Origin of the sequence: Lachnospira pectinoschiza, from assembly GCF_900103815.1 — a bacterium.
Classification (GTDB): domain Bacteria; phylum Bacillota; class Clostridia; order Lachnospirales; family Lachnospiraceae; genus Lachnospira; species Lachnospira pectinoschiza_B.
Window position 1 is genome coordinate 55,585 of the sequence record NZ_FNHZ01000010.1, and the last position, 17,267, is coordinate 72,851.

Genomic DNA, 17,267 nt, shown 5'->3' on the forward strand with positions numbered 1-17,267 from the left:
GGTGTACGGCAAAAGCGCTTCGCTGTTTGCCTACCAGGAGAGATATTTTGCCGGGAGGGGCTTGAATTCTTGGTCGCGACCAACTTGCTTTTTAGTTTCGGAAGTGTGTTGTTCCGGGAAGCGCAGGTTTCAGGCATAAATCCCTCGATATAATTAAAATTTTTATATCTAATATTGATTTGTTGACCCTAGAAGAAATTTTTTTCTTCTAGGGTCTATCTTTTTAAATTCAACGCTTCTTAGAATAATCCGTATGGACCGAAAATTTCGAATAAGTATTAAATGCCCTAAAAGCAAGTGGGTATTATAGGAAATTCGTAATCCTTTTCGAGACTTTTTTTACCGCTAGGTCAACAATCAAAAAAAGCAAGTTGTTTAAATCGAGAATTATAATCCCTACGGGAGAAAAATCCTTCACTAGGTCAATCCCTTCCCGACCGCATTCCAGAAATCCCTTCGTCTCGCCTTAAATTCTCGGTTTCGTCCCGGAAGTCGTTGACCTAATGGAGAGAAAATCTCTCGGAAGGTCAACCTCCTCCCGGCCGAGACCAACTTGCTTTTTAGTTTCGGAAGTGCGTTGTTCCGGGAAAGTGTATATTTCTTGCAGAAATCTCCTAATATAATTAAAACTTTTATATCTAATATTGATTTGTTAACCCTAGAAGAAATTTTTTTCTTCTAGGGTCTATCTTTTTAAATTCAACGCTTCTTAGAATAATCCGTATGGACCGAAAATTTCGAATAAGTATTAAATGCCCTAAAAGCAAGTGGGTATTATAGGAAATTCGTAATCCTTTTCGAGACTTTTTTTACCGCTAGGTCAACAATCAAAAAAAGCAAGTTGTTTAGATCGAGAATTCTAATCCTTACGGGAGAAAAATCCTTCACTAGGTCAATCCCCTCCCGACTGCATCCCAGAAATCCTGCCATCCCGCCTTAAATTCTCGGTTTCGTCCCGGGAGTCGTTGACCTAATGGAGAGAAAACCTCTCGGAAGGTCAATCCCCTCCCGGCCGCGACCAGGAAATTTATCATAAAGCCTCCCTAAACCCCCAAAACTCCCGACTGCGACCCAGAAGCTATTGCCCTAAATGGCGCAAAACGTCCCGTTAGGTCAACCTCCCCCCGACCGCATCCCAGAAATTTCACTAAAACAAACTATTTTTGTAAAAGTTATGAATTTAAGCTATACAATTTTATTTCTTGAGTATATAATATATTTGTGGGTTATACAAAATGTCTTTGCAAAAGTCTTGGGGAAGGCGTATTTGCAGGGGCGAGAGCAAAAAATATAATTTAATACGGGAGGTTTTTATGAGAAAGCTAAGTCTATTTAAAAACGGCTTCTTGCGTTCTAAAAGAGCATTCATAAGAAGAGCTTCGGGTCTTACTATGGCTGCTTTTCTCATGGCTTCGACTGCGCTCATTCCGCTTGAAGGATTGGTGTATGTTAAGGCCGAGACTACTACAGAGTCCGCAAGTATTGTAGCATTTCCAGGCGCTGAGGGTGGCGGTATGTACGCTAGCGGTGGACGTGGCTACAATGTCTATGTAGTTACAAATCTAGAAGATTATGGGTTGAACGAGACACCAATCGAAGGTTCCCTTCGTTACGGTATCGAGAATTCAACAGAAGGTTGCATAATCGTATTTAATGTCGGCGGTACAATTAATTTGAAGCAGACATTGTCCTTTAGAGATAAGAAGAATATCACTATTGCTGGTCAGACAGCGCCTGGAGATGGAATCACAATTTCAGGTTATGAGACCAACATTAGTAATTCTGAGAATCTTATTATTCGTTTCGTGCGTTTTAGAACTGGTTCTGAAAATGTATACACAGCCGGCGATTCTATGGATGCACTCTGGGGCAGAGATAATAAGACATTTATCATTGATCATTGTTCCTTTAGTTGGAACACAGATGAAACTTTATCAACCTATAGAGGTGCAGATGGAACTGTTCAGTGGTGCGTAATCAGTGAAAGTTTAACAGTTTCAGGTCATAGCAAGGGAAGACACGGCTATGGCGGTATCTTTGGTGGAGATAATACTGTTTTCCAATATAATTTAATCGCTAACCATACTTCAAGAAACCCACGTCTTGGTGGCGGTACAATGACAGATCCAACAAAAGTTTATTCAATGGCAACAGTACAGTTAAGTAATAACTACCTATATAACTGGGGTTACTACTCATGCTACGGTGGTGGTTATACTTTAACTAATTATATTAATAACTATTTCAAGACAGGTCCTGGTACTAGAGACGCTGCAAGAAATACAATTCTTAACTTCGGTGAGAAGACAAAACCAGGTGGAGTTTATTATTCAGGAAATGTACTTGAAGGAAATGATAGTGTAACAGCAGATAATAGCAAGGGCTTTAAGCTTGAAGGCGTTACATCAGGAGATAAGGCAACAGTAGTTGTTGATACACCTTATGAGAAGGATGCCTTCAATCAGATTACACTTAGATCTGCAGAAGAAAGCTCATCTCTTATTTTAAATCAGGCAGGTTGTACTTATCCTGAAAGAGATGCTATCGATGCAAGAATTGTTGCAGATGTTGAAAATGGCACAGGCTACTATATCAACACTCAGGACGAAGTTGGTGGTTACTGCACTGAGGAAGCAACAAGAGATGCAGCCTTTGATAGTGATATGGATGGTATTCCAGATTACTGGGAAACAGCTCATGGCCTAGATCCTAACGACGCTAGTGATAGCGCTAAGATTTCAGATAGTGGTTATGCAAATGTAGAGCTATATTTCAATTCTCTTGTTGAGGGAGTTACAGATATTAACTACGTTGCACCAAATCCAACAGTATCAATTGATTTAGCCAACAACACTCAGGTGGATGAAGGCAAGCCAGTTACAGTTACTGCAAATGCAACTGCAAACAACGGTGGTTCTATTAGCAAGGTAGAATTTTACAATGGCGACAAGCTAGTGGCAACAGATACAGAAGCACCTTACAGCTATACATTTTCAGAGTTAAAGGATGGAACCTATAGCATATCAGTAAGGGCTTACGATAACGAGGATAACGAGACACAGTCAGATGCTTCAAAGCTTCATGTAAATTCAACAGCAAGCTCAGGAGACTGGTTAGACGCAGAAGTAGGTAATCCAGCACTTTCTGGTGGTTCTAGTTTGGAAAATGGAGTGCTAACCGTAAAGGGTAACGGCAAGGTAGGTAGAGAAGAAGGAAGCGTTAAGAATACAGAAAACTACGATGCCGCAGACGATGATTTCCATTACACATACCAGCAGGTAACAGGAGATGCAGAGCTTGTGGTTAAGCTTGATGAAGAGACAGTTGTAGATTGTCATACATTTACAGGTTTAATGTTTAGAGAAAGCTTGGCAGACGATGCAAAGCAGGTAGCTCTTGGATTCTCAATGGTTAAGTTATCAAGTGCCACATGCTGGGCAACTCATATGTCAGCAAGAAAGACAACAGGCGGTGCAACTCCAGACCTTTCAGAAACACTTGATAAGGCTTCAAATGCAGAGAAAGCAGGCATTGGTTACGTTACAGACCTCAACTATAGAACAGGGGCAACAGTAAACGGAACTTGGTTAAAGCTTGTTAGAAAGGGCGATACATTTTCAGGATATGCCTCAGATGATGGGGAAAACTGGACATTAGTTAGCGAGATGGAAGTAGATTTACCAGACACAGCCTACATCGGCTTCGCAGTAGATAGCGGCCAGGTGGCTAATGACATCAACAATTTAGTAACAGCTAAGTTTAGCAACATCAACTTAAATTTAGATTTAACTGAAGAGACAGAGCCTACAACAGGCGAGGATACTCCATCAGAGACAGAAAAGTCTGAATCTGACAATAACTACGCTCCAACAGTAGTTGATGAAAATAATTTACTTACTAAAACAGCTTCAGGTTCAACAATGATCCTTAAGCAGTCAGCAACAAAGGGAAATTTAGCAATCTCAGGAACTACAGAGGATAGCAACGCAAGCTACCTTCTCTTCCCAGAGACAACAAAGAATGGCAAGCTTGAGATGGATATTACAATCGATGGCTACTCAATCTTTGGTAATGAAGGTAAGAGATCAGGCGTATTTGTTGGTGCATTTGGTAGCACACTTAGCTCCTTTACAACACTTGGCCTAAGAGGCTACGATGAAAATACAGGTTCTGACTCAATTTCAGGATACTGGACAAAGTCAACAGGTTCTGCAGGTAATGGTTCACCTAAGTTTAATGTAGCTGTTGGTGATACATATCACGTTGTAGTTGAGAGAACAAGCGCAGGTTACACATTAACATTTACAGATTTAACAAATCCATTAGAAGTAACAGCAACAGGTTCTACTTACTCAGGTAGTAAGAAGATTAAGTTATCTGATCTTTACACAGGTGAAGGAAATGTTGGCGCTAATAGTGAGGTTCGCTTCGGTATCGCACTTTGTGGCGCAAACGTTAGCGTAAAGAACATGGTTTATTATGATGCTAATGGAAATGTGCTCTACAATCAGGCAGATTACTACAAGGATGCTGGTACAGCTCCAACAATTACAAAGGTTAACACACCAGTAGTTAACGAAGATAGAACAGCAATCACAGTATCTTACGAGGGTGAGGGCCTTACAGGAGATGGCAAGTATGAAGTATCAGTTTCTTCAGACGGCGGCCATACATACAAGACTCTAGGCACTACAACAGATACAAGTTACACATATTCACCAAGTGCATCTGGAAGTTACATTTTCAAAGTAACAGGTGTTATGGGTGAGACAGTTTCTAACACAATGGTTTCTCCTGCAGTTGAATATAAGAAGCCACTTACAAGCCCAACTAAGCTTACAGCAAGCTCAGGCAACGCTTCTAACTCTCTTTCATGGGTAAGCGTTAGCTCAGCAACAGGCTACAAGGTTTATAGAAAGTCAGTAGATGAGCAGGATTACACACTTCTTGGAACTACAAGTACAACAAGCTATGTAGATTCAAGCGCTGTAAACGAGACAGTTTATAACTATGCAGTTTTAGCTTATGATGCTGAAAATGAGTCAAATCTTTCTACTGCAGTGACAATCATGGCAACAGCAGGTCACACAGGAGAGTACTATTTTGGCGATGAGGCAGCTAGCTTAACAGTTAGTGCTAAGTCAAATGACACAATTACAGAGGGAAATACAGCAAGCTTCACAATTGCAGCTGATGAAGCAGGTAGCTGGGAAATCAAGTTAAATGGTGATTTAACTGATACTAAGAAGACAGCTGCAAACCAGGCAATTACTGAAGAAATTAGCTTAGCTGATGGTAGAAATGAGGTAGTTGCTTACTTCACAAGCGAAAGTGGAGTTAAGACTTATAAGACTTTCAATTTTGTTAAGTTAACAAATATTGATATTGTAGTAGACGGAAGCTACACAGGTGTGGCAGGCGCTGAAGTTGAGGGTATTCCTACATTTGCAACAGTAGGAGAGGCCATCGCAAGCGTAAATGCTGCTAATAACGAAAGTGTAGTGATTTTCTTAAAGAACGGCAGATACTATGAAAAGCTTACAGTGGACACAAGCTACATTACATTAATCGGTGAAGATTCTGAAAAGACAGTTCTTTACTACGACGTAGCTTCAGGTTCAACAAATGCCAGTGGTAAGACATACGGTACTTCAGGAAGTGCTTCTCTTACATTAAATTCAGGCGCTAGCCATTTCACAGCTGAAAATATGACAATTTCTAACGAATTTGATTATCCAAACAGCAAGATTGATGGCAAGCAGGCTGTAGCACTTTTAAACAATGCGGACGAGACTACATTTACAAACGTAAGATTCCTCGGATATCAGGATACTTTATATGCAAATGGATCTTCAAATGCAGGTAGACAGTACTACAACAGATGCTACATCGAAGGAAATGTAGACTTTATCTTTGGTAGAGCTATTGCAGCCTTCTATGATTGCGAAATCGTTTCAAATGGCGACGGCTACTTAACAGCAGCTTCAACAGAAGGCAAGAACACAATCGGTTATGTATTTATTAACTGCCACATCCTTGCTAAGTCAGGGGTTAAGGGCGTTTACCTTGCTAGACCTTGGGGCACAAATGCATCCGTTGCTTACATCAACTGCTATTTAGGCAGCAAGATTAGAGAAGTTGGTTACTGCGACATGAGTAACAACTCATACAAGAACGCTAGATTCAGCGAGTTTGGCTCATACGGTCAGGGCTTTAAGGTAAATACAGACAGAGTTCAGTTATCAGCACTTCAGGCCAGCAAGATTGACACAGTTGCTGAGGTTCTTGCAGCTGATGCAAATCAGTATAGTGATGGAGCTTGGGATGCAGAGGCAGAATATGCAGCAATTAGCGCATCTTACGTAGCTGAAGCAGCACAGGAGCCAACAACACCAGAAGAGCCAACAATACCAGAAACACCTGAGACTCCAGAGGAAATCAGCTATGAGATGCTCTCAGGCGACACAATCACAATTGTTCCTGGTGAAGAAGTTGTTCTTCGTTCAGCAGCAACTGTTGATAAGTTTGTTGCAGTTTTAGTGGATGGTGAAGAAATTGATGCTTCTTACTACACAATTACATCAGGTTCAACAATCGCTACAATTAGTGGTGACTTTACAAAGACATTAGCAGAAGGTGAGCATTCAATTGCAATTAAGTCAACTGATGGTACGGCAGTAGCTAAGGCTTTAGTAGCTGCTAAGCCAGCTGAAGGCGAGACAGGTTCTGGAGAGGGCGAAACAGGAGCAGGCGAAGAGCCAGCAGTAGAACCAGAGAAGCCAGTTGTTGAGCCAACAGAGCCAGTTGTTGAACCAACAGAACCAGCAACTGAGCCAGCAACAGAAGCTGCGACTGAGAATACAGGAGACGTCGCTGCTGATGAGGAATCCGTTAATAGACCAAGCAGCGTTGATAAGTATATTGCAGAACTTGCAGCTAACCAGGCTGAAGTTGATAAGATTATTGCTGCTAATGAAGCTGCAGCTGCAGTAAACGCAGATGTTTCAACAGAGAAGATACAATCTGGTGATTTTGCAAATGCATTTATCTACGCAGTTGTAATGATTCTTTCAGTATTTGCTAGTCTTGTAATGATAATTTTTGGCGAAGGCGGAAAGAAGAAGGAAAATTAATAAAATTTTTCTTTAAAGATTTAACTGATATGTTATAATTCCTATTGTGTTTGACACTTTAGTATTGCATAATGGGAGGAATTATATATGGCAGACGGAGGAAAGAAAGGGATTTCTTTAGGATTCAATTCTCCAGTTGTATTAGGTTTTGCATTAATTTCGTTAGTTGCTTTATTTTTGAACGAAATATCAAACGGCCTAACAAATACAATGGTTTTTAGTGTTTACAGATCGGAGATTAGTCCTTTATTCTTCGTAAGGTTATTCGGACATGTACTTGGGCATACAGATTGGAACCATTTTTATTCTAATATGATGTTCTTTTTACTAATTGGACCGATATTAGAAGAGAAATATGGAAGCCTAGATTTGGCGGTGCTTATGTGCATTACTGCCGTAGTATCAGGTATTGTTAGTATCATTTTCATGCCAACAACAGTGCTTTTAGGATCAAGCGGAATAGTTTATATGATGGTAGTTTTACTCTCAGCTTCAAGCATCAAGGGTAAGAAGATTCCACTAACACTAATCCTTATCTTATTTATGTACGTTGGCGGCGAAGTCGTAAACGGCTTTGAGGCCCAGGATACAATCTCACAGCTTTCTCACGTAATCGGGGGAATTTGTGGTGCTATCTTTGGCATAGTCCTTAATCTAGATACTAAGGATTTATAGGAAAATATATTGCTCTCACTAAGCTATGAAAGAGACTTTATGCTTTTTTCATAGCAAGGTGAGAGCTTTTTTTATGGATTTGTGCTATGCTTTAACAAAATGTAAATTAAGGAGTAGTAAAGTGAATAATCGATTAAAAGGAATAATTTGTATTGTGATTTCAGCCTTTTGTTTTGCCCTAATGAGCGCCTTTGTCCGCTTATCAGGAGATTTGCCATCGGTTGAGAAAGCATTTTTTAGAAACCTAATAGCCCTCACAATTGTTGTAGTGACTATTATTGTGAAGAAAGAGAAACTACATATGAAGAAGTCGGATGGCTTCGTGCTCTTCCTTCGTTCCCTTTTTGGAACCATAGGACTTCTTTGTAATTTCTACGCAGTCGACCATCTAGCTCTTGCAGATGCTTCGATGATGCAGAAACTCTCCCCTTTCTTTGTAATTGTATTATCTGCGATTATTTTGAAGGAAAAATGTAGTCCCGTACAGTGGATGGCGGTTATCGGTGCCTTTATTGGTGCACTGTTCATTATTAAGCCGAGTGGAAATTTCAACAATTTCCCAGCAGTAATTGCCGCGATCGGAGGTCTTGGGGCAGGTTCTGCCTACACTATGGTTAGAATTTTAGGAAAGAGAAAGGTAACTCCTGACCTAATAATTATGGCTTTTTCAGGATTTTCTTGTTTAGTTTGCCTTCCTCTAATGATAATTTCTTGGAAAACTATGACTTTAGTGCAGCTTTTAATGTTACTTTTAGCAGGCGCTGCAGCTGCAGGTGGACAGTTTGCAATCACTCGCGCATACATTTACGCACCAGCCAAGCAGATTTCCGTTTATGACTATTCTCAGATTGTGTTTTCAGCAATCCTAGGATTTATCATATTCGGACAAATCCCAGATGGATTTAGTTTCTTGGGCTATTTTATAATCATCGCCATGGCGGTTTGGATGTTTATTTATAATAAGAGGGAAGACTAGGAAACTGCGCACTTTTTAAGACTTTTGCGTAAACTTTAGCGCTTTATTTTATAAAGTTTGTGGTATAATACGGGTATTCAAGTCATTTGGATAATAGTAAAAATATATAGGTTGTTGTAGAGATGGATAATAAAAATGTAAAACGAAAAAGCAATTGCATATTTGAGTCTTTGTTAAAGGAATGTACTCATGAAAAGTTAAATAAAGATTTAAGTCATGAAGAAATCCAGGAAATATGCGATATTTTATTTATCGGTGAGATAAATCTAAAAATAATAAATACAGAAAATAGATTTGGCGATCGCGTTATTAATAAAAATATCTTTAAAAGAGATTGTGAATGTGAAGAAGCCATAAAATACATGTATCGTTTAAGTGATACAAGAGCCGGGAAAATCAGCATAGCGCCTATGAAAGGCCATGAGGAAGTTCCGGAGTATTCTATATTTGCCAATATTTTATTTTTAATTACCTACGAAGTGACAACAACTAGAGTTCTGAATAATTCAAGATTTATGGATCCACAAACTGGTGTGCCGAATTTGCGCGCCGTTAAGGAGAAAATCGCCTCTTTAGTAAAGGATAACGACTATTCAGATTACATTATTATTTATGCTAATATCCAAAATTTTAAATATCTAAATGATTGTGGCGGCGTTGAGTGCGGTGATACTGCAATCGTTACATATACAAGAAAACTAGTGTCTCTAGCCGAGGAGGACGAGGCTATTGGTCGACTTGGCGGAGATCACTTTATTATATGCGTGAAAAGAAGAAATCAATCAAAAATCATGCACGCCCTAGCTGGTATTACAGTTTCGGATCTCCCCAATACAGGAGATAGAAAGTTTGTCCTTAGTTGCTGGGCCGGAGTTATGATTTCAGATAATAAGAAGCTAAGCTTTGATGAGAGAATGCAGTGTGCTGTAGATGCCTACACAATGGCCAAGGCGCGCCTAAAGCAGAGAGTAGTTTTCTACAATGATAAGTTTAAGGCCAAGCTTGACTGGTCGAGAAATGTTAGAGAATTACTTGGAAAATCCATCAGTAAACAGGAAGTTTATCCTGTTTTCCAAGCAAAGGTTAACATGAGAACTGGAAAATTAGTGGGCTTCGAAGCCCTATCTCGTTGGAAATATCAGGGCAGAATCATCTCTCCATCAGAGTACATCAGCATCCTTGATAATCAGGGCATGATTCACAACCTAGATATGTACATTTTGATGCAGACCTGCGAGTGCATAAAGAAGTGGGATGACGCGGGTATCGATTACCCAATTATTTCTGTAAATGTATCGCGAAAGAACTTGTTTATTCCAAACATCGAGGAAATAATCCACAGAATTACCACTACTGCTGGGGTTGAGCCTTCAAAACTAGATATAGAAATCACAGAATCCGCCACAGAAGACGAGTTTAGTAGGCTTTTAGATTTTATTACGAAAATGCGTCAATATGGCTACAGAATCTCTATTGACGATTTTGGTGTTGGCTATTCGTCTTTAAGCTTGCTCCACACTATTGATGCGGATGTAATAAAGTTTGATAAGAGCTTTGCAGATAATATCTGCAGTTCTAATAAGGTGGAATATATTGTTGAGAGCATTGTAAACTACGCTAACAAAATCGGCATGACAACCATCGCCGAAGGCGTAGAATCAAAGGAACAGGGAAAGAAGCTACTAGATATAGGTTGCGAATGTTGCCAGGGATTTTATTATGGTGAACCTCTTTCCTTTGAAGAAGCAAGCGAAGTAATAAAAAAACCGATTTATAAACCAATATTAGAGGATTAGTGGGGCGCCAGCGGGGCGCAGTAATCGGTCCTCGACCAGCGTTATGCGGCCCGCATTACGCGGCCCGCACTTGAGGCGCGGCCCACGTCCCTCGCCCTACACCGCTTTACATTGAAGCTGGCTCGGCCACTGAAATCTCTAATAACATAAAATCAAGAAAAATTAAGCCGTAACGGAATCGTCCTTTTGCGATTTTTGTTACGGCTGTTTTAATCTGTCTTTTTTTCGTTTCGTCAGATAGATGATATCATCTATCTGACGAAGCCTTATCTAAACTTCTCAATCATCTCATTAATATACTTTTCATCTAAGCTTTCGCCAATAATAATCAATACATCCTGGCCCACGTTAATCTTGGCAACCTCTGTGTTTTCTACAGTTGCATTAATCTGATACCAAACACTAGATATAGTATTATCCACAGAAGCGCTTGAATTAGCGGCGCTGGCAGGATTCGCACTAGATGTAGTGTCGTCAGTAGAAGCGCCAGAATTAGCGGCGCCGGCGCTATCCGCTTTTGCAAAGCCCTTAACTCTAAAGACTTTTCCGCAGTTCTCATCACGATACAACTCATCAATCAACTTCTTAATGGAATCGATGGATAAGCCGTGGTTTAGCAAATACACTGAGTTATAGCTATTATTGTCGTCTATTCTTAATTTTTCGTGGTCAAAATTGTTGTAACCACAGTTTGTTAGCCCCTCTAATACTGAAAAATCTAGTTCGTTTAGGTTTGCTTCAATAAAGTCAGAGTCCATAAGCTCCCTATTTCCTTTGAATTGAAGAAGGGCAGCTTTTAGGTGGGCCTTTGTATTCTCTATATCTTGTGTCGAGGCCAAATCGCTATGAGATAAAAGGATTTTACCTGAGCGGGAAACCTGTGAGCAGAGAAGATAGTTAGATTCGTTTGAGAGCTCATTTTCAAGCTTAGAATCTATAACTGTAATGACGTTGCCAATTTCATACCATCTGTTAAGAGGATCTTCGTTTAACACGTCAAAAAATTCGTCCACGTCATAGATGCCAGAAGGCTCAATCAAAACCCTGTCGTAGCCCAGCATTCCAAGGGCAATAAGCTTAGTCTTAAATCTACGTCTGTGGCAGTCGTAGTCGCAACCGCCCGCCACCATCTCAAGGTCTGCATCATCACCGATGGCATCCTCTAGAAGGAGCATGTCTACATTTACAGCACCATAATCATTCTCGATAATGCCGATGTTCTCGCCCTTGCTAATAAGATAGTTTACATATTGCTTTATAAAAGTGGTCTTTCCTGAACCAAGGAAGCCAGTAATTAAGTCTACTTTAATCATAAAATCACCGATAATAATAAATACATTTTCCTCAATATTTATCATTCCTTTCTTAGACAATTATATCATAAATGTAAAGATAAAAACTTTTGAAAACTACTTGTAAATAAGTCTAATTTGTGTTAAAACTGACTTATAGAAAAAACTTTTCTAAAAGTAAAATTTAAATTAACGAATCGATTTAGATTAATGTTATTTTGGGAGGAAAATATGACAGAATTTTTTAAAAACGTCCCTACAATCAAGTACGAGGGACCTAATAGCACAAATCCTTTCGCATTCAAGTATTACGATGCTGAAAAGGTAGTAGCTGGCAAGAAGATGAAGGAACATTTACCATTCGCTATGGCTTGGTGGCATAACTTAGGTGCTAACGGCGTAGATATGTTTGGTGTTGGCACAGCAGATAAGAGCTTTGGCCAGACTCCAGGAACTATGGAGCATGCTAAGGCTAAGGTTGATGCTGGTGTTGAATTTATGAAGAAGCTCGGTATCGAGTACTACTGTTTCCATGACGTAGATCTTGTACCAGAGGCTGACGATATTAACGAAACTAACAGAAGACTCGATGAGATTTCTGATTACATTTTAGAGAAGACAAAGGGCACTAACATCAAGTGTTTATGGGGTACAGCTAACATGTTTGGTAATCCTAGATTCATGAACGGTGCAGGAAGCACAAGTTCTGCTGATGTTTACTGTTTCGCAGCTGCGCAAGTTAAGAAGGCTCTTGATATCACTGTAAAGCTCGGCGGTAGAGGTTATGTATTCTGGGGTGGTAGAGAAGGTTACGAAACACTCCTTAATACTGATGTTAAGTTTGAGCAGGAAAATATTGCAAATCTTATGCACTTAGCAGTTGACTATGGTCGTAGCATCGGCTTTAAGGGCGATTTCTACATCGAGCCAAAGCCAAAGGAACCAATGAAGCATCAGTACGATTTCGATGCTGCAACAGCTATCGGATTCCTTCGCCAGTACGGTCTTGATAAGGATTTCAAGATGAACATTGAAGCAAATCACGCAACACTTGCAGGCCACACATTCCAGCACGAACTTAGAATTTCTGCTATGAATGGTATGCTTGGTTCAATCGATGCAAACCAAGGCGATATGCTCCTTGGCTGGGATACAGATGAGTTCCCATATGATGTTTACGGCGCAACTTATGCAATGATGGAAGTCCTTAAGGCAGGCGGTCTTACAGGTGGTTTTAACTTCGATGCTAAGAATAGAAGACCTTCTAATACACCAGAAGATATGTTCTACGCATTCATTTTAGGTATGGATACATTTGCATTAGGCTTAGAGAAGGCCGCAGCGCTTATGGAAGATGGCCGTCTTGAGGAAAATATCAAGAAGAGATACGAGAGCTTTAACTCTGAAATCGGCCAGAAGATCAGAAATCACACAGCAACTCTTGAGGAGTTATCAGCTCACGCATGCGAACTTAAGAAGCCTGAGTTACCAGTTTCAGGTAGACAGGAATACTTACAGAGCGTTGTGAACTCAGTTCTTTTTAACTAGTTAAAAAAATGTAGGCGCAAGCGCTATTTTTACAAGCGCAATAAAAATAAAATAAGACGTTTACCTTACGCTGATCCTAAAGAAGTGGGGAAGATTGGCAGGAAATAAGGTATGTGGGGGAATAGAAAATAGGCATAGTCTAAGACTTGAAGGTTTAAGAAACCGGAGAGGATTTGGGCTATGTCTATTTTTGTGTCCTGAAAGTGCGAAGACATTTACCGCAAAGTTAAAAAATATATTAAAGACCATATCTATTTGTGAAATATAGGAATTTTACTATTTCTATTATCAAACCTATACAAATATCTTAAAAACAACAGTACTTTCGTACTAGTTTACTATAAGTATAAGTACTTTAGCGTGAGAAAAATGGGGGGGGTGGCCCGATATTTTTAAAATTAGGAAAATGTTACTATCCAGATAGCGAATCCTTAACACCACCAGAGGGGAAAACAGTTGAGGATGATATAACGTAACAATAAAATAGGGAAAAACGAAAGGGGCTTAATTTATGAGATTAAGATTAGACAAATTAGTTTTAAGCGCTGGTTTAGCTTTAGCTATGGTGGCTACTACAATTCCTGTAGGGGCTGCAGTAGATTCAAGTGGAGATCCATCAACAGCAACAAAATTTGCCAAAGATGGCGTGGAAGTTACAGCCTTAGATGATACTACAATTCTTAGTAAGTTAGGAGCACAGACTTCAACAATTCAGGAAGCAGCTAGTGGTGGTATTCAGAAGACAATTAATGCGGCAACAGTTACAACAGCATCTTTACCAACTGCAACTACATTAGCTACAGAAGCTACAGAAACTACAACAACTGGAAAAGCATATGTCTATATGGATCAGAATGAACTAGAAGATGCAACAGATAAAATTACAGTTGACTTAGGTGAAAAAAAGATTGAAGTTGTTCAGCAAACAGTATTTACTGTTGACGGATATGCATATGAAGTAACAGCAGAAGATATGGCTGCTGATGATCCAGCAACAGAAATTATTGCAAATGCAAATGCAAAAGCAAAAGCTGCAGTTAAGGTAGATAGTTCTTCTTCAACTGAAAATGGTGTAAAAACTGAAGTTTCAGATAGTGAAACAACTACTGAAACTAAGGTCTCTTTAACATCGGGTTCAGGTGATGAAATTACAGCAGAAGTAAATATAGGTAGTGATGCAACTGGTACAAAAGTGGTTGAAGGCTCTACAGTATATGTAAATGACTATATTTATACAGTTACTACAACATATACAGTTACAGACTTATCAGCAATTGGATATACATTAGATTTATTGTTTAGTGCAGCTACAGCTGATAATTATGAATATTGCGTAATTAAGCAGACAGATAGTGCAGCTGAAGTTGTTACATCAACAATAGATGATAATGATAAGGTTGTTGTATCAATTACAGATCTAAGTGATGCAACATATGTACTTGCAAAGAAGCAGGTTTCTGCAGCTGGTTACTTATTATTTAATGATGCTGTAGATGGTGAAGATGCAACTTCTCAATCATATGCTTCAGGAGATTATACAGTAACTCTTGCTAATAAAGCAACAACATATACAAATTCTACAATTTCAGGAGCTTTAGGTGAAAATGATAAGTTGGTTTCATTCTTTACTATTACTGTAACAGATGCAGATACTAATTCAGTACCTCAGCTTTCATCGGCATTAACATTTAAGATTGTTACACCTTCTGGTTTACCTGCAGTAGCAGATGGTTATACAAGAACATATAAGATTTTTAGACAACATGGTGATGTTGTTACAGAACTTCCTGTTGAAGTTTCAGGTGATTATTTAGTATTTAGTTCTGATACATTCTCTGATTATGCGTTAGTATACGAGGACGTTGCAGCTGACACTACAACAACAGAAGAAACAACAGAGACAACAACAGAGACAACAACAGAGACAACAACAGATGCTACAACAGATTCAACATCTGCTACAACAGCTGATTCATCAACAACATCAACAACAGCTTCTGAGAAGACTGGTGATAATTCAATGATGCCATTATTCATGACAACATTACTTCTTGCACTTTGTGCTGGTAGCCTTGCTATCTACAAGGAAAAGAAGACAAATTAATTTTAGTAAGTAAAAAAGACACAAGTTATATTAATTAACAACGTTATATCTAGCTAAAATTTTTGATGGCCTCTCCGTTTGTGGTGGACGGAGGGGCCGATTTTATGTTGTGTTGGAGATACATTTTCAATAAAAAGTTTATTGACAATATGGCAATACCTTTGCTATTCTATTTCAGATATATATCATATGCATCGATGCGAAACTTTTATAAGGAGTAGTCGATGAAGAAAGAACTACCAAAGAGAATTTCAGTGGATGAGCACATCAAGCTTAATCCAAAGTCAATTTATAGGGACAATCGATCCCGATTATTCACAGCAATTTTTAGAGAAAAAGAGGATATGTTAAGTCTTTAAGGGATTTGTTTTATTTCTCAGCGCAGATGCGTGGTCTTATAGAACTTCCCAAAATGTACGGTTCAAAATTAGTTAAGATTCCAACACTGCAATAGCAAAAAGATGATCTAGAGCGACAGATTGATAACGTAAAAACATATCTTATGTAAATTACAAGGCAAAAGAGCTAATAAAGCTAAGAAACTTGTTCAAGAATTGATTCAAGGGGAGGAGAGTAATGATAAAGGCAATAAAAGTAATGTTGATACCTAATAACGTGCAAAAAACGAAAATGTTTCAGTACGCAGGTGCAGCAAGATTTGCTTTTAATTGGGCTTTAGCAAAGGAAAAAGAAAACTACGAAAAAGGTGGAAGGTTTATTTCAAATTCTGAACTCAGGAAAGAATTTACTAGGCTGCGCAATTCCGATGAATATATTTGGTTACAGCGTATTTCTAACGATGTAACCAAACAGGCAATTAAAGATGCTTGTACGGCCTATAAGAACTTTTTCAAAGGTATACAAAGATATCCCAAGTTCAAGTCTAAAAAGAAATCAATACCAAAATTCTATCAGGATAATGTCAAAATACAGTTTAGCGATACTCACGTTAAATTTGTGAGCTTTTCTTCTAGTAGAAAAGCCAATAAGCAAAAATTAAACTGGGTGAGACTTGCGGAACACGGACGTATTCCTACGGATGCTAAATATATGAATCCAAGAATATCCTTTGATGGATTGAATTGGTGGATTAGCGTATGCGTAGAATTTCCAGACTATAAAGAAAACCTAGAGGAAAAAGGAATCGGTATTGACCTAGGAATAAAAAATTTAGCTATATGCTCAGATACAAATAAGTATAAGAACATTAACAAAAGTCAAACCGTTAAGAAACTAGAGAAACGCAAACGTAGATTACAACGCAGCGTTTCTCGTAAATATGAACAAAATAAAAAGAAAGGAAAATACTGCAAAACTAATAATATAATCAAAAACGAAAAACTTTTACTCAAGGTAAATCACAGATTAACAAATATCCGTAAAAACTATTTGAATCAAACCACATCTGAGATAGTAAATCGAAAACCAAGATTTATCTGTATTGAAGATTTAAACGTAAGTGGAATGATGAAGAATAGGCACCTATCCAAAGCAGTTCAAAATCAGGGATTCTATGAATTTAGAAAACAACTAGAATACAAATGCAATGATAGTGGTATTCAACTTATTATAGCTGATAGATTTTATCCATCATCAAAACTTTGTAGTTGCTGTGGGAAAATTAAAAAGGATCTAAAACTATCTGATAGAACTTATAGATGTGAGTGTGGAAATGTTATAGATAGAGATTTCCAAGCATCAATCAATCTAAGAGCTTATGGAGAAAAATTTGCAAGCTAACAC

Annotated in this window: 9 protein-coding genes and 1 pseudogene; 9 read left to right on the top strand and 1 reads right to left on the bottom strand. The window is 38.7% G+C overall.

What is annotated here, in order from left to right; translation table 11 throughout:
- Positions 1 to 1,313 precede the first annotated feature (1,313 nt).
- The 4 genes from BLQ66_RS11515 (at position 1,314) to BLQ66_RS11530 (ending at position 10,580) form a co-directional block, all read left to right on the top strand.
- Positions 1,314 to 7,133: a pectinesterase family protein gene (locus tag BLQ66_RS11515; protein WP_074522276.1), complete on the top strand. Its 5,820-nt coding sequence runs from the start codon at positions 1,314 to 1,316 to the stop codon at positions 7,131 to 7,133.
- Positions 7,134 to 7,220: 87 nt separating this feature from the next.
- Positions 7,221 to 7,808 carry a rhomboid family intramembrane serine protease gene (locus tag BLQ66_RS11520; RefSeq protein WP_074522277.1) on the top strand — a complete coding sequence of 196 codons (588 nt, stop codon included), beginning with the start codon at positions 7,221 to 7,223 and terminating at the stop codon, positions 7,806 to 7,808.
- A 121-nt stretch (positions 7,809 to 7,929) separates the two neighbouring features.
- On the top strand, positions 7,930 to 8,784 hold the full coding sequence (locus BLQ66_RS11525; protein WP_242869350.1) for a DMT family transporter: 855 nt from the start codon (positions 7,930 to 7,932) through the stop codon (positions 8,782 to 8,784).
- Between the two features lie 122 nt (positions 8,785 to 8,906).
- Positions 8,907 to 10,580, top strand: a complete 1,674-nt coding sequence (locus tag BLQ66_RS11530) for a GGDEF domain-containing phosphodiesterase (protein WP_074522279.1) — start codon at positions 8,907 to 8,909, stop codon at positions 10,578 to 10,580.
- Between the two features lie 266 nt (positions 10,581 to 10,846).
- On the opposite strand, the gene BLQ66_RS11535 is transcribed toward BLQ66_RS11530, so the two are convergent.
- On the bottom strand, positions 10,847 to 11,938 hold the full coding sequence (locus BLQ66_RS11535) for a GTP-binding protein (RefSeq protein WP_143453013.1): 1,092 nt from the start codon (positions 11,936 to 11,938) through the stop codon (positions 10,847 to 10,849).
- Between the two features lie 165 nt (positions 11,939 to 12,103).
- Between BLQ66_RS11535 and xylA the strand changes: the two genes are divergently transcribed.
- The 5 genes and pseudogenes from xylA to BLQ66_RS11555 all read left to right on the top strand — a co-directional run bounded on the left by xylA (position 12,104) and on the right by BLQ66_RS11555 (position 17,264).
- Positions 12,104 to 13,420, top strand: coding sequence for a xylose isomerase (gene xylA / locus BLQ66_RS11540; protein WP_074522280.1), 1,317 nt, complete (start codon positions 12,104 to 12,106; stop codon positions 13,418 to 13,420).
- 511 nt (positions 13,421 to 13,931) lie between these two features.
- Positions 13,932 to 15,524 carry a hypothetical protein gene (locus tag BLQ66_RS12075; RefSeq protein ID WP_074522281.1) on the top strand — a complete coding sequence of 531 codons (1,593 nt, stop codon included), beginning with the start codon at positions 13,932 to 13,934 and terminating at the stop codon, positions 15,522 to 15,524.
- Between the two features lie 224 nt (positions 15,525 to 15,748).
- A complete protein-coding gene (locus BLQ66_RS12200) occupies positions 15,749 to 15,883 on the top strand; it encodes a hypothetical protein (protein ID WP_272867058.1) in 135 nt (44 codons plus the stop codon).
- Positions 15,884 to 16,027: 144 nt separating this feature from the next.
- Positions 16,028 to 16,135 (top strand): annotated as a pseudogene (locus BLQ66_RS12390) (IS607 family transposase); the annotation flags it as partial.
- Complete coding sequence (locus BLQ66_RS11555; RefSeq protein WP_074522282.1) at positions 16,101 to 17,264, top strand: RNA-guided endonuclease InsQ/TnpB family protein; 1,164 nt, start codon at positions 16,101 to 16,103, stop codon at positions 17,262 to 17,264. The pseudogene BLQ66_RS12390 and the gene BLQ66_RS11555, both read left to right, overlap by 35 nt.
- The last annotated feature ends 3 nt before the right edge of the window (positions 17,265 to 17,267 follow it).